Genomic DNA, 22274 nt, shown 5'->3' with positions numbered 1-22274 from the left:
GGACCGAGAGTGGACCGAGAGCGCTTCGGGAGCGGCACGGCGCACCGTACGACATGCCTCCCCGGCTCCGGGGAGAAGGAAGGAAACCCATGTCATCGAACGCCTCCGAGGCCCCCGTCCGGAAGGCCGGGTCCCGGGAATGGATGGGCCTCGCCGTGCTGGCCCTGCCCACCCTGCTGATCTCTCTCGACCAGAGCGTGCTGTATCTGGCCCTGCCGCATCTCGCCGAGGGGCTGCGCCCCAGCGGCACCCAGACGCTGTGGATCATGGATGTCTACGGCTTCCTGATCGCCGGTTTCCTCATCACCATGGGCACGCTCGGCGACCGGATCGGCCGCCGCAGACTGCTGATGATCGGCGCGACGGCCGTCGGCGTGACGTCGGTGGCAGCCGCGTACTCCACCAGCGCGGAGGCGCTGATCGTCACCCGTGGCCTGCTCGGTGTCGCCGCCGCGACGCTGATGCCGTCGACCCTCGCCCTCATCAGCAACATGTTCCACGACCCGTATCAGCGGGCCCGTGCCATCGCGGTGTGGGCCAGCTGCTTCATGGGCGGCACCGCGCTCGGCCCGGTGATCGGCGGCATGATGCTGGAGTTCTTCTGGTGGGGCTCGGTGTTCCTGCTCGGCGTGCCCGTCATGGTGCTGCTGCTGATCGTCGCTCCGTTGCTGCTGCCGGAGTACAAGGCCGCTGACGCGGGGCGGATCGACCTGCTCAGCGTCGTGCTGTCACTGGTGTCGATCCTGTCGATCATCTACGGCCTGAAGGAACTCGCCCGGTACGGCTTCGAGTTGGTCCCCCTCGGCACGATCGCCGTCGGTCTGGCCGTGGGCGCGGTGTTCGTCTCGCGGCAGAACAGGCTCGCCGATCCGCTGCTGGACCTGAGGCTCTTCAAGGTCGCCGCGTTCAGCGCGGCGCTGCTGATCCTGACCGTGTCCATGCTGGGCACCGGGGGCGGCTATCTCTTCATCACCGGGTTCCTTCAGATGGTGGAGGGCCTGTCGCCGATGGAGGCGGGTCTGTGGATGGTGCCCGCGGCCCTCGCGTCGATCGTCGCCGCGCAAGCGGCGCCGGTCGTCGCCAAGCGGCACCCGCTGAGCACGGTCGTGGGGGTGGCGCTGCTCATCGGCATGGCCGGCTATCTGATGCTCGTGTTCGTCGATCCGGTCGGCGGGATTCCGTTGCTGGTGGCGGGCTTTGTGATCATCTTCGTCGGCGTCGGCACCTTCGGGTCGCTCGGCACCAATCTGGTCATCGGGTCCGTCCCGCCGGAGCGCGGCGGTTCCGCGGCGGCGCTCTCGTCCATCAGCGGTGACCTGGGCAACGCGCTGGGCGTCGCCGTGCTGGGCAGTCTCGGTACCGCCGTCTACCGCGACGCGATCGTGGTGCCCGAGGGGACCCCGCCGGCCGCGTCCGACGCCGCCGGGGGAAGCATGGAGGACGCCGTCACGGCGGCCCGGGACCTGCCGGCCGAGCCCGCCGAGGGACTGCTGGCAGCGGCGGCGGAGGCGTACACGCGCGGGCTGAACACGATCGGTCTCGCCTGCGCGGTCATCGCCGCGATCAGCGCGACCATCGCGCTCACGATGCTGCGCAGGAGCCGTGGGGCCGTACCGTCCGGCGACCGGGCACCGGCCGCGCGGACCTAGACCACCCCCGCACGCGGACAGCACGGCCGGACATAAGGTGACGGCCGTGGAAGACGATCAGGACGACCTCGGCCGGCTCGTCCGGGGCGAGGCCGAAAGGCACGGCGCGCAGCGGGACGTCGCGTTCCTGCGCGGGTTGGGCGTACGGCTGGCGGAGCGGCACGCGGCGGCCCGTGAGCGAATACGGGAGTCCGACGGCCAGTTGGCCCTGGTGATGCGCGTACTCGCCCTCACCCCCGGGCGGGACAGCGTGGAGCAACTGCTCCAACTCCTGGACGACGAGCACACGACGGGCGCCGGTCTCCCGCAGCCGTTCGTCGCCTCGCTCCTGGCGGAGCATCAGCGGGCGGCCGATCTGACGGCCGCCGTCCTCGCCCGCCGTGACCGGTACCGGCTGGACGAGCTACGGGCCTGTCTCTTCCACGAGTTGCTGATCCGTGGGGTGGACGTCGACGTGTTCCAGGGCCGGGACCGCTACGCCTGGCTGTACGGACGGATGGGCCCGCACCAGTTCACCTGGCTGCCGGCGCGGCGGCGCGACCTCGAAGCGGGCGCCGGCTTTCCCCGGCGCGGGATCAACAACTCCGCCTCCGGTACGGCGACCGGAGTGCCGGCCGAGGGGCGGGTGGATCCGCCGACCCCCCGTACGGCGAAGCGGTCCGCCCTTCGGGACGTCGCGACCAACGACGTGTACGAGACGGTCGTCGCCGCCGTACGCGCGGGCGGCTGGGGTGACTGCGAGGCCTGGGTCTTCCGGCCCGACGAACCGGTCGCACCGGACCGGGTGCCGGCGCTGCTGCCGACCCTGCCGATGCCCTGTGTCGACGGACTCGGCCCCACGGACCGCTTCGAGGTCGCGGTCCGCCCGGTCGACGAGATCTGGCCCCTTCTCTTCGGCGTCGCGTCGATGGGCGGTATCTGGGGAGCGGGGGCGCACGGCGCGTACGGCCGGCTGTGGGCGTGGAAGTCGATGGCGGGGCTGTGCGGCGCGCCCGAGGGCGCGAGTGCGGAGGAGGTGGAGGAGCTGGCCCGGCTGACGACCTGGTTCCACTTCGAGGCGGACGCGGAGTGGTTCCACAACGACATCGGCTCCGACTTCGGCATCGCCGCGCTCGCTCCCGACGGCCGGCGGATCGCGGTGCTCGCGGCGACGGACACCGACTAGATCACCGGACAGGCCGCGGCGAACAGGCCCACGGGGCCGACGAGTTGAGGACGTAGAGATTGACGGACCATCACATGCTGGAGGCGCTGGCCGGGAATCCGGCGGCGCCCGCCGGCGTACTGCTGCGGCTGCTGTCGCTGGACAACCACTCGATCAGGCATCGGCTCTCGTTCCGCGAGACGTTTCCCGACGAGGTGGCCGAGGCCATGCTCGGCCACCCCGACAGCCGGGTGCGCCGGGTGCTCGCCGAGAGCTGGACGATCGACCCCGAGCTGCGCGCCCGGCTCCTCGACGGCCCGCCGTCGGACGCCCTGGCGGTGGCGTGCGGTCCGATGCCGTACCGGATGACCGTGCCGCCGCTGCCGGACCGGGCGTACGAGCGGCTGCTGACCCATGAACACGACATGATCCGCTACGAGACGCTCGACTCGGCCGGTGTGCCCGATCATGTACTGGTGCCGCTCGCCGGCCACCCCGACCCGATGTTCCGGCAGGCGGCCTGCCGCCGGGTCTGGCACGCGCTCCCCGACGACGTACGCACCGCGCTCCTGCACGACACCGACCAGGCCGTGCGCCGGGCCGCCTCGCTGTGGGTCGTGCACGAGGACGAGGAACGCACGGCCGAACTCGTCCAGGCACTCGCGGGCGACTGGCGGTTGACGGAGGTGGTGGAGCGCGGCCGGCTCGGGCGGGCCGTGGCCGAGCGGCTGCTGGCCGAGGGCACACAGCTCGCGTATCTCGCCCGCAACCCCACCCTGCCGGCCGATCTCGCGTCCCGGCTCGCCCACCACGAGGATCCCGCCGTACGGCTCGCGGTCTCGGCCCGCCCCGGGCTGTCGGAGGAGGAACGCGCGGCGATCGGCTGGGAGATCGGCCCCGAGGACCGGTTGGACACGCTGCGTTGGGTGTGGGACGCGCGTAAGGACCCGGACGTGCTGCGCCGGTGCGCGACGTCCGCGCACCCCTGGCTGCGGCGCAGCGCCGCCGTCTGCCGGGAGTTGCCCGAGGACTGTGTCGAACTGCTCGCGGGCGACGAGGACTTCGCGGTACGGCTGCTGCTGGCCGAGCGTCACCCGAAGGCACCGGCGGAGTTGCTGCTCGATCTGTATCTGCACGGTACGCACCGGGCCGTCGGCTCGCTGGTCGCCAGGGACCAGTTCCCCGCGGCGGGGCTCGCGGCGCGGTTCGGGGAGGCCGCCGATCCACGGGCCCGCGCACTGGCCGTACGTGACCCGGAGGCGACGCCCGAACTCCTGGAACGGCTGAGCCACGACACGGACGCGGAGGTGCGGGCGAGGGCGGCCCGGGACGCGCGGCTGCCGGTGGGGCGCGTGGTGGAGCTGCTGGCGGACCCGGATGTGGGGTCGGCGGCGGCGGGCAATCCGGCGCTGCCGGTCGTGGAGATGACGGCGCTGCTGGACCGGGCGGGCGTGCCGGCGTGAGTCCGGGCCGACGGCCCCGCCGTCGGCCGGTCCTCGGACACTCGGTCAGGTCACGTCAGGTCAGGTCAGTGCCAGCAGCCCGCGCGCCAACTCCCGTGCTGTCAGGTCGGGGTGAGGCGTCGCGACGCAGGGGGAGCCGGAGACCACACGGCGCGGGGAGAAGGCGATGTGCTCCACGGCGGTACGGGCCGGCGCCGGGAGCAGCCGCATCGCCGTCAGCGCGCGCAGCGCGCCGAGATGCGGCTGGTGCGCACCGTACGGATGTGGCGCGCGGGCACCGCGGGCCAGCTGGTCCGCGATCACCGGCGCGGTGTCGTGCGTACGGCCGGTGACGCGCCAGATCGCGGCAGCCGCGTCCACCCGGCTGTCCCGGTTCGGTGCCGTCAGCCGCTCCTCCACCAACGGCAGCAACCGAACTGCGGACGGGCCGAGTTCGGCCGCCACGTCGACGGCCGCCGAACGCCGCGCCAGGGGGTCCGGCAGCCCCCGTACGACATCCAGCGCCGGCCCCGCGTCGCCGGTGACCCGGGCCAGGGCCAGCGCCGCCGCCAGGTCGCCGGCCTCCGCCCGTACGCGCAGGGCCCGCGCCGCGCTCGGCCCGGCGGCCGGGCCGAGCGCGGCCAGCACTCCGGTCGAGGCGGGCAGCAGACGCACCAGTTCGTCCACGTGTCCGGCGGCGAGCGCGGGGAAGTCCCGTAGCGCGTCGACCCATTCGGTACGCGGCCGGTCCGCGATCCGCCGTACGACCGGCTCGGCGGCGGCGCCGAACACCTCCACCGCGGCGGTCACGGCCAGACCGGGCGCGGAGACCGGCGTCAGTCGCAACGAGGCGGACTCCTCCGGCAGTTCGTCCATCAGACGCAAGGCGAGACCGATCGCCCCGGGCACGCGCAGCCGCACCGCGACGAGCGTCGCCGCCACCCGTACGGCCGGATCGTCGGACACCAGATGGGGCGCCAGCCACGGCGCGGGCTCACCACCCGCGAGAGCGGCGCCGACCCGGGCCACCCGGCACAGGCCCTCGGCGTCCACGGCCGCCGCCGCGAGCGGGGGCAGCACATCGCTCTCGCGGTCGCGCCAGACCTCGGTCAGCTCCCAGGCCAGCGGCAGACCCCGTGCCACCGCGCGCAGGGCGGCGTCCGGGTCGTCCATCAGCCGCTCCATGAGCGGCCGGTAGGAGTCGGGCCAGGGATGGTAGGTCTCGTCGGCGGGCGCCGCCTCGTGCGCGTCGAGCGCCGCGTCCACCAGGTCGGGCGGCAGCGGCAGCGGGGCCGTACGCAGCAGATCCGTCGCAGCCGCCCTGCGCACCGGCGGCTCCGGCGCGGACAGCAGTGCGCGGGCGCGGGCGCCACTGGTCCCTGGCGAAACGTCGAGCAGGCCGAGCGCGGTGACGAGATCGGCCCGTACCTCGGCGTCGGGTTCCTCCTCCAGCCGGGCCCGCAGCAAGGGGAGCAGCGGCAGCGACGCCTCCTCGCAGGCGGCCACCGTCCACACCATCGCCTGCCGTACGGCAGGGTCCTCGTCCGCCGCGAGGCCCAGCAGCGCGGGCAGCGCCTCGGCCACCGCCCGGCGTGCCTGCCGGTACTCGCGGCCCGACCCTTCGGCCGCCCCGTGCAGCAGCCAGGTCAGCCGCAGCCGGTCGCCGGGCCCGTCCAGGGCGAGCCGCGCGAGAAAGGGGACGGCCGCGACGGTGGCCGGGTAGATAGACCCCTGGTGGCAGAGCGACGAGACCAGTTCTTCGAGCGCCGTCGCGCGCTCCCCCGCGTCGGCGGAACCGGCCGCGCGCAGCAGGGCGGGTATGTCCTCGGCGGAGCCGTACGCGTGCGTCAGCGCCGACCAGTCGATGTCGTCGATTCCGTCCAGCATGGGCGTGACCCTACGACAGCGCTTCTCGACGCGGAGAGCGTGTCCCACGGTCCCCGGACCCTCCTGGGCCGGCCCTCCCAGGAGGACCGGACGGCTGGCTGACCACGGCACCCTGCCCGAAGGTGGAGGCATGACAACGACACTGATCACCGGGGCGAACAAGGGCCTGGGCTTCGAGACCGCCCGCCGGCTCGTCGCGGCGGGGCACACCGTCTACATGGGCAGCCGGGACCCGGAGCGCGGGCGCGTGGCCGCCGAGCGGTTGGGCGCCCGGCCGGTCGTCCTCGATGTCACCGACGAGGCGTCCGTGGCCGCCGCGGCCAAGACCGTCGAGACATGCGGCGGCGGCCTGGACGTGCTGATCAACAACGCCGGCATCGAGCGACGGGCGCCCGACGGATCGGTGTACAGCGCGGCGCAGGAGACGGCCGACGCGATGCGGACGGTGTTCGAGACGAACGTCTTCGGCCTGGTCCGCGTCACCCACGCGTTCCTGCCGCTGCTCCGCCGCTCTGACTGCCCGGTGGTGGTCAACGTCAGCAGCGGCCTGGGCTCGATGGCCCTGATGACCGGGACGGGCGCATCGGGGTCCAACTATCCCGGCGTGGCCTATCCGGCGTCCAAGACGGCGGTCAACATGATCACGGTGCAGTACGCGAAGGCGTTCCCGGATTTCCGGATCAACGCGGTGGAGCCGGGCTTCACCGCGACGGACCTGAACGGGCACACCGGTACGCAGACCGTCGAGGAGGGCGCCGAGATCATCGTCCGGATGGCCCAGTTGGGCCCGGACGGTCCGACGGGCGGCTCCTTCACGGCGTCGGGCCCGCAGCCCTGGTAGGCGCGGCCCGTGTGGGAGCGGCGCCGACCGGTCAGGCACCGGTGTCAGGCACCGGAAGGAATCAGCGTCTCCACGAACGACCGGAAGTCCGCCGCGAGGGGCAGTTCCGTCTCGGCCTCCGCGTCGAACCAGGTGACGGACGGTTCGCCCCGCGGCCCGCACTCCCGGTAGTCGAGCCCGATCCACCAGTGGCCGTCACCCGTGAGGAGCACGATCGGCGAGGGCAGCTCCCACTCCTCCACGAGATACGGGGTGTCGAGCAGGGACAGCGAGCCGGGCACCCGCCCCACGCCCATCAAGTCGGTGAACGGCACCTGGGTCCCGCTCCAGGACGTCGGGCGCCCGGTGGGGGCCGCGTTCCAGGACGGGGCCACCGCGCCGCCGTCGCGCAGGCGCAGCAGGTCGAGCAGCGTCGTGGGCAGCGTGACGCCGAGCACGCGCTCCGCCTCCGTCACCAACTCGTCCGTCAGCGGCGGCCGTTCGGCCCCGGTCCCGCCGCCGTCGCCGCCGCCGTCGCCGTCTTCGTCGTCCCAGAACGCCGCTCTGACCTCGTCGTATCGCGCCACGGCCGGGATCCTACGCCCCACCGGCCCGCGCGCGATCAGACGGGCGTGGTCGTACGGAATCGCGCCCGGTAGGCGGTCGGGGCGATGCCCAGCGCGTGCTGGAAGACGCGGCGCATCGTCTCGGACGAGCCGAAACCGGACGCCTCCGCCACGGTGTCGACGGGGTCGTCACCCGATTCGAGGAGCACCTGGGCGGCTTCCAGCCGTACGGATTCCAGATACTGGCCCGTCGTCGTGCCGGTCTCGCCCCGGAAGAGCCTGCTGAGATGGCGGGCGCTGACACCGACCGCGTCGGCCAGGGACTCCAGGCTGTGCGGGGCCGCGGGGTCGGCGCCGACCGCGTCCATCACCCTGCGCACGACCGGGTGCTTCGCCGTACGCGGGGTCAGCCGCGCGCTGAACTGCGACTGGCCGCCGGGGCGGGCCATGAAGACCACCAGTTCGCGCGCGACGTCGCGCGCCACCCCGGCGCCGTGGTCGTCCTCGACCAGGGAGAGGGCGAGGTCGATGCCGGCGGTGACACCGGCGGACGTCACGACGCCGCCGTCCCGCACGAACACCGGGTCCGTCTCCACGCGCACCCGTGGGTACGCGGCGGCGAGCTGCGCGGCCAGCCGCCAGTGCGTCGCTGCGCGCCGGCCGTCCAGCGCGCCGGTCTCCGCCAGGACGAACGCGCCGGCGCAGACGGATGTGACCCGCCGTGAGCGCCCAACCAGTTCGTCGACGAGGGCGACGAGCCGCCGGTCGGTGACCGCGCGCCGCCAGTCGCTGCGACCGGGTACGACGAGGGTGTGCAGCCGGGCGGGCAGGTCCGGCGGCCCGCCGTCCACGCCGATCCGCAGGCCCGACGATGTACGTACATCCGCACCGTCCGGGGACACGATCCGTACGTCGTAGTCGGCGCCGAACATGTTGGCCGTGGTGAACACCTCGGCCGGGCCGGTCACATCGAGGAGCTGCACCCCGTCGAAGGCGACGACGGCCACGACGGCGGTCGTGGTCCCGGCGGCGGATCGGGCGGTCACTCGGGCCACGGCGAGTCCAGGATCGTCCGCACGAAGTCGCCGCGCTCGAAGCCGGGCACGTAGTGGGCGAGGACGTCGGCCTTGACGTTGCCGAAGGTGGTCTCCGGCTTGTGCCGCACGCCGTCCGTGAACGCGCCGAGAATGCGCTGCTTGAAACCGGGACGCGGGTGCAGGGCGACGACGGCGGCCCGGTCGTCGTCGCCGATGTCGTGGTAGCCGATGCCGAGGACGTCGTACTCGACACCCGCCGTCACCAGCGCCACCTCCGGCTCCATGAACTCCGGCACGCCCGGGGTCGTGTGCAGGGCGATGGCGGTCCAGACCCGCCGGATGCTGTCCTCGGGCACCTGGTGCGCCCGGAGGAAGCGGCGCGCCTCGTCGGCGCTGTCGACCTCGAAGCGGCGTTCGCTGCCGTGGAAGGCTTCGCCCAGGCCGAGATCGTGGAACATGGCCCCGATGTAGAGGAGTTCGGGGTCGAAGCTGAGGTCCCGGTTGTGGCCCTGGAGGCTGCCGAAGAAGTAGACCCGGCGCGAGTGGTCGTAGATCAGCTCGCTCACGGTGTCGCGTACGAGTTCGGTCGCCTCCCGCGCGAGCTTGGTGTCCGGTACGGGCACGCCCGCCGGTACGGAGACGTCGTCGGTCATCGTCATCACCTGGTCCTTCCGGTCGCTGGTGCTTCCAGTCTCCGGAGGGGCGGGCCGGTGTGCCATGACCACAGGGCCGTATGACCCACAGATACGGACATGCCGGCGGACGCGGAGAATTATTCGCCCGGATCCTGTGCGCGTGTCGATCCGGGCGGGTGCCGTTCGTGTAGACGGTGAGAGGTCGGCACGACGCCGACGACGAGAGCGCGGCACAGCGCACCGAGGAGGCACCCGAAATGAAGTACTACCTGCTCAGCGTGGTCCAGCCCGTCGGAGACCCGCCCGCGCCCGAGGAGCTGGCCGCGATCAGCCGCGACCTTGAGACCTTCCACGCGGAGCTGAAGGCCGCGGGCGCCTGGGTCTTCGCCGGCGGGCTGCACTCGCCGAGCACCGCCACCGTCGTACGGGCCAAGGGGGGCGACGTACTGATGACGGACGGGCCGTACACCGAGAGCAAGGAGTATCTCGGCGGGATCTGCATCGTCCAGGCACCCGATCTGGACGCGGCGCTCGCCTGGGGCGTCAAGGCCACCCGGGCGACGACGCTCCCCATCGAGGTGCGGCCGTTCTTCGGCGAGGTCGACAGCTGATGTCCGACGCGGTCTCCCGGTCCGAGATCGGGCGCGTCTTCCGTACGGAGTACGGCCGGGCGGTGTCCGTCCTGGTCCGCGTCTTCGGCGACGTCGACATCGCCGAGGAGGCGGTCCAGGACGCGTTCACCACCGCCGTCCGGCGCTGGCCCGACACCGGGCTGCCGCCGAGTCCGGCCGGCTGGATCATCACCACGGCCCGTCACCGGGCCGTCGACCGGCTCCGCAGGGAGTCCTCCCGCGCGGACCGGTACGCGCAGGCCGCGCTCCTGTACGGGCCCGGCCAAGGGCTCGACTCCGGCCCCGAACCCGGTCACGGGCCCGGCGAATCGGACGAGGAGGGCCCCGTGCGCGACGACCGGCTCCGGCTGATCTTCACCTGCTGCCATCCCGCCCTCGCCCCGGCCGCCCGCGTCGCCCTCACCCTGCGGCTGCTGGGCGGGCTCACCACGGCGGAGATCGCGCACGCGTTCCTGGTGCCCGAGCCGACCATGGCGCAGCGGCTCGTCCGCGCCAAGGGCAAGATCCGCGACGCCCGGATCCCGTACCGGATCCCCCGTGCCGCCGATCTGCCCGACCGCCTCGACGCGGTCCTGTCCGTCGTGTATCTGATCTTCAACGAGGGCTACACGGCGGGCTCGGGCGACCGGCTCGTACGTGACGACCTCTGTGAGGAGGCCGTCCGGCTCGGCCGGCTGCTGGTCGATCTGATGCCCGACGAGCCGGAGGCCCGGGGGCTGCTCGCGCTGATGCTGCTCATCGAGTCGCGCCAGCCCGCCCGCACCACCGACGACGGCAGTCTCGTCCTCCTCGCCGACCAGGACCGGGGCCGCTGGGACCGCGATCTCGTCGCCGAGGGCCAGGCGCTGGTGCGGCAGTGTCTGCGGCGCGGCCGGCCGGGCCCGTATCAGCTCCAGGCGGCGGTCAACGCCGTCCACAGCGACGCGCCGACCGCCGCCGCCACCGACTGGGGGCAGATCCGGCAGCTGTACGACCAGTTGCTCGCCCTCGCTCCGGGTCCGGTCGTCGCGCTCAACCGGGCGGTCGCCGTGGCCGAGACCGACGGCCCCCGCGCTGCCCTGGCCCTCGTGGACGATCTCGGAACGGAGCTGGCGGGCTATCACGCGTTCCACGCCGTACGGGCCGATCTGCTCAGACGCCTCGGGCTTCCCAGGGAAGCGGCGGCGGCGTACACGGAGGCGGCCGACCGTACGGAGAACGCCGCCGAGCGCGACTTCCTGCGGCGCAGCGCCACCGCTCTGGGCGCTTGACTTCGAGGACACTCCAATACGTACCGTCGAAGCCATGACTACTCCTCAGCACAAGATCGGTTCAGGTTTCGGCGCGGGCAGCACCGCCGAGGAGGTTCTGCGGGGGATCGACCTCGGGGGGAAGCTCGCGATCGTCACCGGCGGCTACTCGGGCCTCGGGCTGGAGACGACACGCGCTCTGGTGGGCGCGGGCGCCCATGTCGTGGTGCCCGCCCGGCGGCGCGCCGTCGCCGAGGAAGCCGTCGCGGGCATCGAGGGGGCGGCGGGCAAGGTGGAGGTGGACGAGCTGGACCTCGGTGACCTGGACAGCGTCCGGGCGTTCGCGGAGGGGTTCCTCGCCTCCGGGCGCGACATCGACATCATGATCGACAACGCCGGGATCATGGCCTGCCCCGAGACCCGCGTCGGCCCGGGCTGGGAGGCGCAGTTCGCGACGAACCACCTCGGGCACTTCGCGCTCGTCAACCGTCTGTGGCCCGCGATCGAGCGCGGCGGCGCGCGCGTCGTCTCCGTGTCGTCGGCCGGTCACCGCCACTCCCCGATCCGCTGGGACGACATGTGGTTCGAGCGGGGTTACGACAAGTGGCAGGCGTACGGCCAGGCGAAGACCGCCAACGCGCTGTTCGCCGTGCACCTCGACGCGCTCGGGAAGGACTCCGGCGTCCGGGCGTTCTCGCTGCACCCCGGTGGCATCCTCACACCGCTCCAGCGGCACCTTCCCAAGGAGGAGATGGTCGCCTTCGGGTGGATCGACGAGGACGGCAATCTGATCAACACGTCGTTCAAGACGCCCGAGCAGGGCGCGGCCACCCAGGTGTGGGCGGCGACCTCGCCCCGGTTGGCGGACGCGGGCGGTGTGTACTGCGAGGACTGCGACATCGCCGAGCCCGCCGACGAGGACGACTTCAAGGGCGGCGTACGCGTGTACGCGGCGGACCCCGAGCAGGCGGCGCGGCTGTGGAAGCTCTCCGCCGAACTCACCGGTGTGGACGCGTTCGCGACGACCGGCTGAGCGGGTGTCCGGGCCGGCCGCCGCGCCGGTCGGGCCGCGACGGGCACGCGTCCGGCCCGGCCCCGGCGGCTCACAGCTCGGGCAGGTTCTCCCGTACGTACCGCTCGGTCCGCGCGGCGTCGCGCCCGCCGACGTCCACGCGCAGCACGCGCCAGTCGGTCCGGGCCAGCAGCCGTACGGTCAACTCCTCTTCCCGGCGCAGATGTTCGGCGGCCGACGCGAGATCCTTCACGGAACCGGTACCGGGCGAGTCGCCGAGCTTGGTGACGTACCACTCCGCCCAGTCCGGCCCCTCGCGCTCGACGGCGCGCCGCAGGGCGGTGTCCGGGTCGTCCCGCAGATAGACCACGGTCACGCGGGTCGGCCGGACCGCCCGCGCCAACTCGTCCAGCACGGCGGCGATCCGGGTCTCGTCGTGGCCCCACGCCACCAGTGAGGGGATGAACGGCAGCAGCGCGTCGGTGACCAGGACGTCCACGCCGTCGGCACGCGCCTTCGCCACATAGTCGCGGGTGGAGTCCACCAGCGTGGCGGGCCGCACCCGGCCGCTGCCGTCCGCGAACTCCTCGGCCACGGGGCGGAAGGACGGGCGGCTGAGAATGTCGGCTTCCTCGAAGTGGTCCACCGTCGCGCCCGATTCGGCGGCCCGGCGGGCGAGGGCGCGGCAGAGAGTCGACTTGCCGACTCCGGGGCTGCTGCCGACGACTGCGATCAAGTGTCCGGTCACCCTGGTCATCAAGGCAGTCTGGCACGCGGGCCGTTCCCGTCAGAGCCGGGCGTCGACACGCAGGCTCCAGCGGCCGGGGCCGCCCATGAGCGTGATCGTGGACAGCGGGCGGACGTCCACGTTCCAGAAGGTCGGCGCGGGGGCGTGCAGGGCGTAGACGAGCGCGGCCCTGATGACCGCCGGTTCGGCGACGGCCACGATGGCGCAGATGTCGTCGGCCGGGCGCGTGTCCAGCCAGCCCCCTATACGGGAGATGAACGCCAGCAGCGGCTCACCGCCGTGCGGGGCCGAGCGCGGGTCGGCGAGCCAGGCGTCCACGGCGGCGGGTTCACGCGCGGCCACGTCCGCGAAGGTGCAGCCGCGCCAGCGCCCCATGTCGCAGTCCCGCAGGGCCGGCTGGACGAGGGGCGCGTAGCCGAGGGCTTCCCCGGTGGCGCGGCTGCGCGCGGTGGGCGAGCAGTAACGCAGATCGGCGGCGGCCAGCGGCACGAGCGCGTGCGCGACGCGCTGCACCTCGTGCCAGCCGGTCTGGTCGAGGGGGCGGTCGTCGTCGAAACGTTCGGCAAGTGGGGCTGAGCTGCGCGCGGCGGCGACCAACGTGACCCGAACACTCATGCCCGGATCGTGATCCCGAAAGTGGTACGGGTCAAGAGGGATCCTGAAGGTTCTGAGTCATCCACATCAGGGGATTCTCGAGGGACTTGAACCCCACCTTCTCGTAGACGCCGTGGGCGTCCTCCGTGGCGAGCAGGAAGCGCCGTACGCCCAGCTCGGCGAGGTGGTCCCGTGCGACGGCGACGAGTTCGGTGCCGAGTCCCTTGCCACGGGCGACGGGATCGACATACACGTCGCAGAGCCAGGCGAAGGTGGCGTGGTCGGTGACGACCCGGCCGTAGGCGACCTGTTCGCCAGACGCGGTGTCGTAGACACCGAAGTTGAGCGATCCGGCGATCGCCCTGTCCTGGACGTCCCGCGCGCGGCCGAGCGCCCAGTACGCGTCGGTGGACAGCCAGCGGTGAATCCGGTCCGCGTCGAGGCGCGCGGGGTCGGTCGAGATGTCGTACGCGGCGGAAGTCGTGGTCTCGGTCATGGCGGAAGGCTGCCAGGTGGCGGTTCCGTTGTCAGTGGCGGGTGCCACCCGGGGCAGCTTCGTACGGCGCGGGCGCGCCGTCCTCGGCCGGCCGGTACCGGTTCAGCTGGCGAAGACCTGGGAGTCGTCGGCGAATGCCTTGAACTCCAGGGCGTTGCCCGCCGGGTCGAGCAGGAACATCGTCCACTGCTCGCCCGTCTCGCCCGCGAAGCGTACGTACGGCTCGATGACGAAGGTCGTACCGGCGTCGCGGAGCCGGCCGGCGAGTTCCTGGAAGGCGGGGACGGTCAGAATCAGTCCGAAGTGCGGCACGGGCACGTCGTGTCCGTCGACCGGATTGTGGACGCGCGGCGGGCGGCCCGGTGCGAGATGGGTGACGAACTGGTGGCCGTGCAGGTTCCAGTCCACCCAGCCGTCACCGCTGCGGCCCTGCTCCAGGCCGAGTGTCTCGCCGTAGAAGTGCCGGGCGGCGGCCAGGTTGTCGACCGGCACCGCCAGATGGAATCGGGGGATCGAGGACGGGGCCGGAGGCGTGGACGGGGTCGGGGTCGGGGAAGCAGAGGAGGAAGAGGAAGAAGAGGGCATGACGCCCATGATCGCCCACGCGCCGCGTTAATCCGGTTGCCGGTCGGCGCGGAGCGTGGATGCAATGTCCGGCATGGTCACGTACAAGATCGGCGCCCTCGTTCCGCTGACTCCCCCCGGCTGGACCGAGGCGGGCCGACATCTGCTCGCGGGACTCGAACTGGCCGTGCGCGAGGTCAACGACGCCGGCGGGGTGGGCGGAAACCCGCTCGAACTGGTGGTCCGCGACACCGCCGCCGATCCGCGCAAGGCGGAGGCGGCCCTGGACGAGTTCGCCCGGCTGGGCGTGGCCGCCGTGGCGGGTGAGTACCACAGCGTCGTCGCTCGCGCGGCTGCCACCAGGGCCGACGCCCTCGGGCTGCCGTTCCTCTGCTCGTCGGCGGTGCTCGACACGCTCACGGAGCAGCCGACGGATCATGTCGCGCGGCTGCCTCCTCCGCAGTCCCGCGGCTGGCGGATCTACGCGGACTTCCTCCTCGACGCGGGCCACAGCCGGATCGCGGTGGCAGCCGCGCCGAGTCTGTACTGGGCATCGGGCACCCGCGTCCTGCGGGAGCGTCTCGCTCCGCGCGGCGGCGCCGTCGTGGAACTCGACATGAGCGCGCTCGCCCCCGCCGATGTGTGCGACGCGCTCGTGGAGCACGGCGCGACGGCCCTGCTCCTGCTGGTCGGCCAGCCGGAGCCCGCGGTGTCGCTCGTCAGGTCCGTCCGCGCCGACCCGCGTCTCGCGGGGACGCTGATCGGCGCTCCGGCAGGGCAGCCCGAGTTCACCGACTGGGAGACCCTGCTGGGCGCCGACGGCGCCGGGATCCCGTTCCTGCGGTATCTGCCCGAGCGGCTCACCCCGCTCGGTGTACGCGTCGACGCGGCCCTGCGCGAACGGCTGGCGCGGGCGCCGTCGTTCGTCGCGTTCGAGGGGTACGACACGATCGCCGTGCTCGCCGATGTGCTGCGCGCGCACGGCACGGACCGGGCGCGCGTCGCCGAGTCCTGGCCGCAAGTCTCGGTCGACGGCACTCGCGGTCCGATCCGGTTCGGCCGCGAGCCGGGCATCGGCGTGTGGCAGGGATCGGGGTCGCCGGTCCAGGTGGCCGACCGGGATCCGGCGGCGCCGGACCGGTTCCGCGTTCTGCGTACCGGCTGACGCGCCCCGTCGCTACGCCTCGCCGAACGCTCCGCCGAGAACTTCGTCGCAGGCCGTGCGCAGCCGCCGTACACCGTCGGCGATCTCCTGCGCCCCCGCGACGGCCGCGTACCCCAGCCGCAGATGGCCGGCGGAGGGTTCGGCGCAGAAGTAGGGACGGCCGGGGGTGACGGCGACGCCCGCGCGCAACGCGGCGGAGACCAGGGCCTGTTCGTCGGTGCCGTCGGGCAGCCGCACCCAGAGGTGGTAGCCGCCCGGCGGGATGTGCGGGAGGGCCAGTTCGGGGAGCCGTTGGCGGACGGCGGCGGTCATGGCGGTCCTGCGGTCCCTCAACTCCCTTGAGATGAACCGCAGATGGCGGCTCCAGGCGGGTGAGCCGACCAGTTCGAGTGCGGCCTCCTGGAGCGGGCGGGCGACGAAGAAGCAGTCCACGACATGGATGGCGCGCAGCCGTTCGAGCACCGGGCCCCGGGCGGCCAGCACCCCGACCCGGAGGCTGGGTGAGGTCGCCTTGGTGAGGGAGCAGACATGGACGACGACTCCGTCCGGGTCGTCGGCGGCGAGCGGGCCGGGCAGCGGGCCCGCGTCCTCGTGGATGAGCCGGCGTACGAAGTCGTCCTCCACGACGAAGGCGCCGGCCTCGCGGGCGATGCGCAGCACTTCGGGCCGGCGCGCCGCCGAGAGGATCGCTCCGGTGGGGTTCTGGATGAGGGGCTGGCAGACGAAGACCCGGGCGCCGGTGGCGTGGAAGGCGGCGGCGAGGAGTTCGGGGCGTACGCCGTCGGGGTCGACGGGTACGGGGACGGGCCGCAGTCCGGCGGCCCGTGCGATGGCGAGCATGCCGGGGTAGGTGGGTGATTCGACGAGGACGGGCGCGCCGGGCGGGGCGAGCGCGCGCAGCGCGGTGGTCAGGGCGCTCTGACCGCCCGAGGTGACGAGTACGTCGGCGGCCGTCCAGGTGTCGCCGATGCCACGGGCGAACCATTCGCGGAGTTCGGGCAGTCCGTCGGTGGGCGGGCGGCTCCAGGCGCCGGGGCGCCGCCCGGCGCGGGCGAGGGCGGCGGCCATGGCCTGTTCGGGCTGGAGGGAGGAGTGGAGGTAGCCGCCGTTGAACTCGATCACGCCGGGCGGCGGGGCGGCGAGGGTGGTCAGTACGGCGGAGGAGTCGACGCTGCGCGGGACGAGTTCGGTGGTGGCGTCGGCGCTGAGCGCGACCTCCTGCCAGGAGGTGTCCCCGGCCCGTGACGCGCCGGGCCTGGCCTGGGCGCGGAAGGAGCCGGCGCCGGGGCGGGTGACGACCAGGCCCTCGGCGGCGAGCTGGGCGAGCGCCCGGGTGACGGTCACCGGGGAGACCCGGTGGCGCTCGACCAGCTCGCGGCTGGACGGCAGCTTTCCACCAGGTGAGTAGCGGTTCAGCTCCACCCTCAGAGATTTCACCAACTCGGCCACGCTGCTACGCTCTTGCATGACAGCACAGGATAGCGCTACTCGTACCGACCCGGTAGCGGTCACCGGCGGCACCCTCCTCGCGGCGGCGGGCGTCCTCGCCTTCTCGCTCACCTTTCCGGCGACGGTCTGGGGGCTGGAGAGTTTCGGCCCCTGGTCCCTGGTCGCGATACGCAGCGTGCTCGCGGCGCTGATCGCGGGCGGTTTCCTGCTGGCGCTGCGTGTGCCCTTCCCGGAGCGCCGGCACTGGGGCGCGTTCGCCGTGGTGGCCTCCGGTGTGGTGCTCGGCTTCCCGATGCTGACGACGCTGGCGCTCCAGACGTCGACCACGGCGCACGCCGCCGTGGTGGTGGGGCTGCTGCCGCTGAGCACCGCCGCGTTCTCCGCGCTGCGTACGGGCAGGCGCCCGTCCCGCACGTTCTGGGGCGCGGCCGTCGCGGGGGCGGCGGTGGTGCTCGCCTTCACCCTCCAGCAGAGCGGCGGGGCGGTGTCGACCGGTGATCTGTATCTGTTCGGCGCGCTGCTGGTGTGCGCGGCCGGCTATACGGAGGGCGGCCGGCTGGCGCGGCTGATGCCGGGATGGCAGGTGATCGGCTGGGCGCTGGTCGCGTGTCTGCCGCTGAATCTGGTGGTCTCGGCCGTCGCCCTGTCCTTCGAGCCGGTGCGGCTGACCGCTCAGGGCGTGACCGGACTGGTGTGGGTGGCGGCGGGGTCGACGTTCTTCGGTCTCTATGTCTGGTACCGGGGCATGGCCGCGATCGGGGTCGAGAAGGCCAGCCAGCTCCAGCTGGCCCAGCCGCTGCTGACACTGGTCTGGTCGGTGCTGCTGCTCGGGGAGCAGCTGGCGACGGCCGCGCCGCTCGCGGCCGTCGCCGTACTGCTGTGCATCGCGGTCACCCAACGGGCCCGCGCCTGAGGGGTGTTACCGCTGCCGGGGCGGACGCACCCGGGACTTGTAGTGGTCGGCCACCGCCCTCGCGAACGCCCCGTTCTTGTCGTTCACGCACTCCAGCGCCGAGAAGTAGCAGTGCCCGCGCACCTGCGGGTACTGCTTGGCGAACGTCAGATGGCGGGAGACCTCCGCCACGTCCTGCCACGGCGCGGGCTGGGCGGGGTCGCCCGCCTTGTAGAGGGCCTCGCCGATGTAGAGGTCGACGTCCGTCCCCTTCACCACCTCGCTCCACCAGGGCACGAGCTTCGCGTAGTCGGCCGCGGCGAAGCCGATGTTCCAGTAGACCTGCGGGGTGATGTAGTCGATCCAGCCCTCCTTGACCCACTTGCGGGTGTCGGCGTACAGGTCGTCGTACGTCTGCACCCCGGCCTTGGTGTCGGAGCCGGTCGGGTCGGTGGCGATGTTGCGCCACACCCCGAACGGGCTGATGCCGAAGGCGACGTGCTTCTTGATCTGCTTGATCCGCTCCCCCGTCTCGCGCACCAGCCGGTCGGTGTTGTCGCGCCGCCAGGCGGCCTTGTCGGGGAAGCCCGCGCCGTACCGGGCGTACTGCGCGTCGTCGTCGAAGACCTGACCGGCGACCGGGTACGGGTAGAAGTAGTCGTCCCAGTGCACGGCGTCGATGTCGTAGCGCCGTACGGCGTCGAGCATCGCGTCCTGGACGAACTTCCTGACCTCGGGGATGCCCGGGTTGTAGTACAGCTTCCCGCCGTACGGCAGGATCCAGTCGGGGTGCTTGCGCGCCGGGTGGCTCGGGATGAGCCGGGACGGGTCCGTGTGATTGGCCACACGGTACGGGTTGAACCAGGCGTGCAGTTCGAGACCGCGCTTGTGGGCCTCCTTCACCGCCGTACCCAGCGGGTCCCAGCCCGGGTCCTTGCCCTGTACGCCGGTCAGACACTCGGCCCACGGCTCGAACGGCGAGGGCCAGAGCGCGTCGGCGGTCGGCCGCACCTGGAAGATGACGGCGTTCAGCTTCCGGTCGACCGCGGTGTCCAGGAACTTGAGCAGTTCGGCGCGCTGTTCGGCCGCCGGCAGTCCGGGCTTCGACGGCCAGTCGCGGTTCACGACCGTGGCGAGCCACATCCCGCGCAGCTCACCGTGCGAGCTGTGCCGGCCACCGGACCCGGCGGCGCCCTCCGCGCCCGCCGCCGCTCCGTTCGCCGCCCTGCCGACCGCCGCCGCGTCCCCGGCGATCGCCAGTGACGTGAGAGCACCCGCTGTGACCGCCACGAACCCTCTTCTACCGATTTGCCGCATTTACAGACCCCTCGTCGGTTGTCTCGGACAGACGTTGCCGCACAGCATGCCCGCCCCGGCCCGCCGTGCACACACCTGCGCGGAGTAACGTCGGGGGCCGGAGCGGGCACCGGAATCACACGGGGCCCCGCAGGACCGGGACCAGCGAAAGGCACGATGTGACCGACATCGAACGCGTCGGAGTGGTGGGCTGCGGCCAGATGGGCGCAGGCATCGCGGAGGTGTGCGCCCGCAGCGGCTTCGAGGTGATGGTCGCCGAGACCACCGGCGAGGCCCTGGAGATAGGGCGTACCCGCCTCTTCAACTCCCTCTCCAAGGCCGCCGAGCGCGGCAAGATCACCGAGGAGGAGCGCGACGCGACGCTCGGCCGACTCAGCTTCACCACCGATCTCGGGGAGTTCGCCGACCGCGATCTGGTGATCGAGGCCGTCGTGGAGAACGAGCAGGTCAAGACGGAGATCTTCCAGGTCCTCGATCAGGTCGTGACGCGCCCCGACGCGATCCTGTCGTCCAACACCTCCTCCATCCCGCTGGTCAAGCTGGCCGTCGCGACGTCCCGTCCCGACCAGGTCATCGGCATCCACTTCTTCAACCCGGCACCGGTCCAGCAGCTCGTGGAGCTGATCCCGGCACTGACGACGTCCGACGACACGGTCAAGCGCGCCGAGGCCGTCGTCCAGGACATGCTGGGCAAGCACGCGATCCGTGCCCAGGACCGGTCCGGTTTCGTGGTGAACGCCCTGCTCATTCCCTATCTGCTGTCGGCGATCCGGATGTTCGAGTCCGGCATCGCGAGCCGTGAGGACATCGACAACGGGATGGAGCTGGGCTGCGCCCACCCGATGGGCCCGCTGAAGCTCGCCGATCTGATCGGCCTGGACACCGTGGCGTCGGTCGCCGACTCGATGTACGCCGAGTACAAGGAGCCGCTGTACGCCGCTCCCCCGCTGCTCCAGCGCATGGTGGACGCGGGGCGCCTCGGCCGTAAGACGGGGTCGGGCTTCTACCCGTACGGCTGAGCCCCCGGCGGGTGTCCTACCCGCCGCCGCCCAGGCGCAGATGATGGAGCATCAGCAGCCCGGCCGCCATGTTGGCGGCCGGCACCTCGCCCCGCGCGATCATCTCGGGGACGCGCCTCAGCGGTACCCACGCACGGCGCGAGGACTCGAAGTCGTCCGCCGGGTGGCCGGTGTAGGTGGCCGCGTCCGACCAGTAGAGATGGTGTCTCGCGTCGGTCAGTCCGTTGGCCGGCTCGACGGTGAGCAGATGCCGGAGGGGGCCGGGACGCCAGCCGGTCTCCTCCTCCATCTCCCGCGCCGCCGCCGTCTCGACGGACTCGCCGTCCTCGACGACTCCGGCGGCGAGTTCCCAGCCCCAGCTGTCGGTGATGAAGCGGTGCCTGAAGAGCATCAGCACCTCGTTGGCCTCGTTGACGGCCGTCGCCACGGCCACGGGACGGAGCCGGATGAGGAAGTGGTCCAGATGCCGGCCGTCGGGGAGTTCGACGTCCGCCAGATTTACCTGGAACCAGCGATTCTCATACACAGTGTGTTCGCTTAAGTTCGCCCACTGCACGGTTTTGCCACCTTCCGATCGGGAGTTGGCAATATCGCAGCAGGCACCTCCTCACAGGGGAACGCGCAGAGCCCGCGCGATCAATCCGGCCGCTTCCGTCGCGTCCGCGCTGCCGCTCTCCAGCAGCCCCAGCCGCACCGCGGTCATCCGGTCCCTGAGCCGCAGCGACTCCATCCCCCGCGCGCGCTCGGCCATCTCCCGCGCGGTACGGGCCGCCCGGTCCGGCTCGCCCTGCCGCAACTCGATCTGGGTGAGCATCGCGAGCCGGTGCACCCGCCCCCGGTCGTGCGCCGGGGCGCCCACCGCCTCGGTGGCGTGCGACCGCGCGGCGTTCAGCTCACCGAGGCTGAGCAGCGCCTCGGCCACCTGGACATCGACCAGCCCCGGCTCCACATAGCCGGTCTCGTCCGGCTCCTGGCCCGGTCTGATCCGGCCCGCCTCGCACTCCGCCCGCCCGATGCACTCGCGCGCCGCGCGCCCGTCGCCGAGCAGGGCGTACGACTTGGCCTGCATCGCGTACAGATCGGCGGCCAACGCCGGGGTGATCGCCCGTCCCGCCGTACGCAGCGCCGCCTCCGCGAAGGCCACCGCCTGCCGGTACTCCCCCATGAACAGCGACTGGTTGACGAGCAGCCCGATGGCGTACGCGCCAAGTCCCGTGTCCCCACTGGCCTTCGCGAGCCGAAGCGCCTGGTGGAAGTAGCGCTGGGCCAGCCCCTGGGCGTCGGAGTCGTACGCGCAGATACCGGCCACCGCCACCAACCCGCCCGTGGCGCGGTGCAGTTGGCGGCCCGTCGCGTCGCTGTAGCCGCCCCGCAGCAGCGGCGCGGTCTCGGCGTTGAGGAAGCCCACGATCCGCGCGTGGGTGGCGAGACCGCCCGCCCTGCGATACATCAGCTCGTAGTGCGCCCTGGCCGTCCGCAGCAGTTCGATGTCCGCCGGGCCGACGCGGCCGGGGCCGCTGCGCGAGACGTCCGCGTCCTCGGGCGGGTTCTCCCACTCCCAGACCGGCATCACGGCATGCGTACCGGTCACGGCGGGCGCCTCCACCACATGGCCGCGCTGCTGCTGGTCGGAGCGCCACAGGGCGGTCGCCCGCTCCACGAACACCGAGAGGGTGGCATCGCGGCCCGGCGCGCCGGGAGTCCCGCCGAGACCGACGTCGTCGAGCGTGAGGGTGCGCCCCAGCCGTTCACCCAGCACCTGGCAGATCAGCTCGGGCACCTGACCGCGAGGCCGCTGGCCCCTCAACCACCGGAGCACAGACGTGTGTTCGTACCGAAGTCCGAGCCCGCGCGACTGTCCCGCTCTGTTGACCCGGGCGGCGAACCCGGCGTGCGACATACGTGCCTCGTCGATCAGCGAATCGAGCAAGGTGTTGGGCTGCATAGGGCCCCTCCGGAACCTCGGCAGCCACAGCG

General features: G+C 72.5%; 22 protein-coding genes. 10 read left to right on the top strand and 12 right to left on the bottom strand.

The genetic code is table 11. From position 1 onward, the window contains the following. The first annotated feature begins 89 nt into the window (after nt 1-89). The 3 genes from ACFYNU_RS15390 to ACFYNU_RS15380 are packed head-to-tail and all read left to right on the top strand — an operon-like array spanning nt 90 to nt 4256. Nucleotides 90-1649, top strand: a complete 1560-nt coding sequence (locus ACFYNU_RS15390) for an MFS transporter (protein ID WP_356592098.1) — start codon at nt 90-92, stop codon at nt 1647-1649. A 46-nt stretch (nt 1650-1695) separates the two neighbouring features. After that, nucleotides 1696-2814 carry a DUF6183 family protein gene (locus ACFYNU_RS15385; RefSeq protein WP_356592096.1) on the top strand — a complete coding sequence of 373 codons (1119 nt, stop codon included), beginning with the start codon at nt 1696-1698 and terminating at the stop codon, nt 2812-2814. A gap of 59 nt (nt 2815-2873) precedes the next feature. Beyond that, nucleotides 2874-4256: a hypothetical protein gene (locus tag ACFYNU_RS15380; protein ID WP_356592094.1), complete on the top strand. Its 1383-nt coding sequence runs from the start codon at nt 2874-2876 to the stop codon at nt 4254-4256. Between the two features lie 60 nt (nt 4257-4316). Here the strand turns inward: ACFYNU_RS15380 and ACFYNU_RS15375 are convergent, their stop codons facing one another. Beyond that, nucleotides 4317-6122, bottom strand: coding sequence for a HEAT repeat domain-containing protein (locus ACFYNU_RS15375; protein ID WP_356592092.1), 1806 nt, complete (start codon nt 6120-6122; stop codon nt 4317-4319). A gap of 130 nt (nt 6123-6252) precedes the next feature. Here ACFYNU_RS15375 and ACFYNU_RS15370 point away from each other — a divergent pair, with 130 nt between their 5' ends. After that, a complete protein-coding gene (locus ACFYNU_RS15370) occupies nt 6253-6963 on the top strand; it encodes an SDR family oxidoreductase (protein ID WP_356592090.1) in 711 nt (236 codons plus the stop codon). 44 nt (nt 6964-7007) lie between these two features. On the opposite strand, the gene ACFYNU_RS15365 is transcribed toward ACFYNU_RS15370, so the two are convergent. Genes ACFYNU_RS15365 through ACFYNU_RS15355 form a run of 3 tightly spaced genes read right to left on the bottom strand, consistent with a single transcriptional unit; the run spans nt 7008 to nt 9198 of the window. After that, the gene (locus tag ACFYNU_RS15365; protein ID WP_356592088.1) at nt 7008-7529 is read right to left on the bottom strand and encodes an SMI1/KNR4 family protein; all 522 of its coding nucleotides are present in this window, start codon (nt 7527-7529) and stop codon (nt 7008-7010) included. A gap of 35 nt (nt 7530-7564) precedes the next feature. Continuing rightward, nucleotides 7565-8554, bottom strand: a complete 990-nt coding sequence (locus tag ACFYNU_RS15360; RefSeq protein ID WP_356592086.1) for a GlxA family transcriptional regulator — start codon at nt 8552-8554, stop codon at nt 7565-7567. Beyond that, on the bottom strand, nt 8551-9198 hold the full coding sequence (locus tag ACFYNU_RS15355; protein WP_356592274.1) for an HD domain-containing protein: 648 nt from the start codon (nt 9196-9198) through the stop codon (nt 8551-8553). Before ACFYNU_RS15355 ends, ACFYNU_RS15360 begins: the two co-directional genes overlap by 4 nt. A 239-nt stretch (nt 9199-9437) precedes the next feature. On the opposite strand from ACFYNU_RS15355, the gene ACFYNU_RS15350 reads away from it, so the two are divergent. From ACFYNU_RS15350 to ACFYNU_RS15340, 3 genes are read left to right on the top strand one after another with little or no spacing between them, the layout of a single operon-like run. Next, nucleotides 9438-9791 (top strand): YciI family protein, encoded by a 354-nt coding sequence (locus ACFYNU_RS15350; protein WP_356592272.1) that lies wholly within the window; start codon nt 9438-9440, stop codon nt 9789-9791. Then, nucleotides 9791-11062, top strand: a complete 1272-nt coding sequence (locus ACFYNU_RS15345) for an RNA polymerase sigma factor (protein WP_356592084.1) — start codon at nt 9791-9793, stop codon at nt 11060-11062. The genes ACFYNU_RS15350 and ACFYNU_RS15345 overlap by 1 nt, the downstream gene beginning before the upstream one ends. 34 nt (nt 11063-11096) lie before the next feature. Next, nucleotides 11097-12074 carry an SDR family NAD(P)-dependent oxidoreductase gene (locus ACFYNU_RS15340; protein WP_356592082.1) on the top strand — a complete coding sequence of 326 codons (978 nt, stop codon included), beginning with the start codon at nt 11097-11099 and terminating at the stop codon, nt 12072-12074. A gap of 70 nt (nt 12075-12144) precedes the next feature. On the opposite strand, the gene ACFYNU_RS15335 is transcribed toward ACFYNU_RS15340, so the two are convergent. The 4 genes from ACFYNU_RS15335 to ACFYNU_RS15320 form a co-directional block, all read right to left on the bottom strand. After that, the gene (locus ACFYNU_RS15335; protein ID WP_356592270.1) at nt 12145-12801 is read right to left on the bottom strand and encodes an ATP-binding protein; all 657 of its coding nucleotides are present in this window, start codon (nt 12799-12801) and stop codon (nt 12145-12147) included. Nucleotides 12802-12840: 39 nt separating this feature from the next. Then, the gene (locus ACFYNU_RS15330; protein WP_356592080.1) at nt 12841-13416 is read right to left on the bottom strand and encodes a histidine phosphatase family protein; all 576 of its coding nucleotides are present in this window, start codon (nt 13414-13416) and stop codon (nt 12841-12843) included. A gap of 31 nt (nt 13417-13447) precedes the next feature. Beyond that, complete coding sequence (locus ACFYNU_RS15325; protein WP_356592078.1) at nt 13448-13891, bottom strand: GNAT family N-acetyltransferase; 444 nt, start codon at nt 13889-13891, stop codon at nt 13448-13450. Between the two features lie 102 nt (nt 13892-13993). Beyond that, nucleotides 13994-14383 carry a VOC family protein gene (locus tag ACFYNU_RS15320; protein ID WP_356592076.1) on the bottom strand — a complete coding sequence of 130 codons (390 nt, stop codon included), beginning with the start codon at nt 14381-14383 and terminating at the stop codon, nt 13994-13996. Between the two features lie 157 nt (nt 14384-14540). Here ACFYNU_RS15320 and ACFYNU_RS15315 point away from each other — a divergent pair, with 157 nt between their 5' ends. Continuing rightward, the gene (locus ACFYNU_RS15315) at nt 14541-15620 is read left to right on the top strand and encodes an ABC transporter substrate-binding protein (protein ID WP_356592074.1); all 1080 of its coding nucleotides are present in this window, start codon (nt 14541-14543) and stop codon (nt 15618-15620) included. A gap of 12 nt (nt 15621-15632) precedes the next feature. Here the strand turns inward: ACFYNU_RS15315 and ACFYNU_RS15310 are convergent, their stop codons facing one another. Continuing rightward, complete coding sequence (locus ACFYNU_RS15310; RefSeq protein ID WP_356592072.1) at nt 15633-17087, bottom strand: PLP-dependent aminotransferase family protein; 1455 nt, start codon at nt 17085-17087, stop codon at nt 15633-15635. On the opposite strand from ACFYNU_RS15310, the gene ACFYNU_RS15305 reads away from it, so the two are divergent. Further along, entirely contained in the window at nt 17086-17982 is an 897-nt protein-coding gene (locus ACFYNU_RS15305) for a DMT family transporter (RefSeq protein WP_356592070.1), read from the top strand. The genes ACFYNU_RS15310 and ACFYNU_RS15305 overlap by 2 nt on opposite strands. Nucleotides 17983-17988: 6 nt before the next feature. Here ACFYNU_RS15305 and ACFYNU_RS15300 read toward each other — a convergent pair whose 3' ends face one another. Then, nucleotides 17989-19278, bottom strand: coding sequence for a family 10 glycosylhydrolase (locus ACFYNU_RS15300; RefSeq protein WP_356592068.1), 1290 nt, complete (start codon nt 19276-19278; stop codon nt 17989-17991). Nucleotides 19279-19436: 158 nt separating this feature from the next. On the opposite strand from ACFYNU_RS15300, the gene ACFYNU_RS15295 reads away from it, so the two are divergent. Then, nucleotides 19437-20297, top strand: a complete 861-nt coding sequence (locus ACFYNU_RS15295) for a 3-hydroxybutyryl-CoA dehydrogenase (protein ID WP_356592066.1) — start codon at nt 19437-19439, stop codon at nt 20295-20297. Nucleotides 20298-20313: 16 nt separating this feature from the next. Here the strand turns inward: ACFYNU_RS15295 and ACFYNU_RS15290 are convergent, their stop codons facing one another. Both ACFYNU_RS15290 and ACFYNU_RS15285 read right to left on the bottom strand, forming a co-directional pair. After that, on the bottom strand, nt 20314-20853 hold the full coding sequence (locus ACFYNU_RS15290) for an NUDIX hydrolase (RefSeq protein WP_356592064.1): 540 nt from the start codon (nt 20851-20853) through the stop codon (nt 20314-20316). Nucleotides 20854-20904: 51 nt separating this feature from the next. Then, nucleotides 20905-22242 carry a transcriptional regulator gene (locus tag ACFYNU_RS15285; RefSeq protein WP_356592062.1) on the bottom strand — a complete coding sequence of 446 codons (1338 nt, stop codon included), beginning with the start codon at nt 22240-22242 and terminating at the stop codon, nt 20905-20907. Nucleotides 22243-22274 lie beyond the last annotated feature (32 nt).

It is taken from the genome of Streptomyces sp. NPDC006643 (assembly GCF_042870175.1).
Taxonomy (GTDB): Bacteria; Actinomycetota; Actinomycetes; order Streptomycetales; family Streptomycetaceae; genus Streptomyces.
This window is presented reverse-complemented; position numbering and strand designations above follow the sequence as displayed.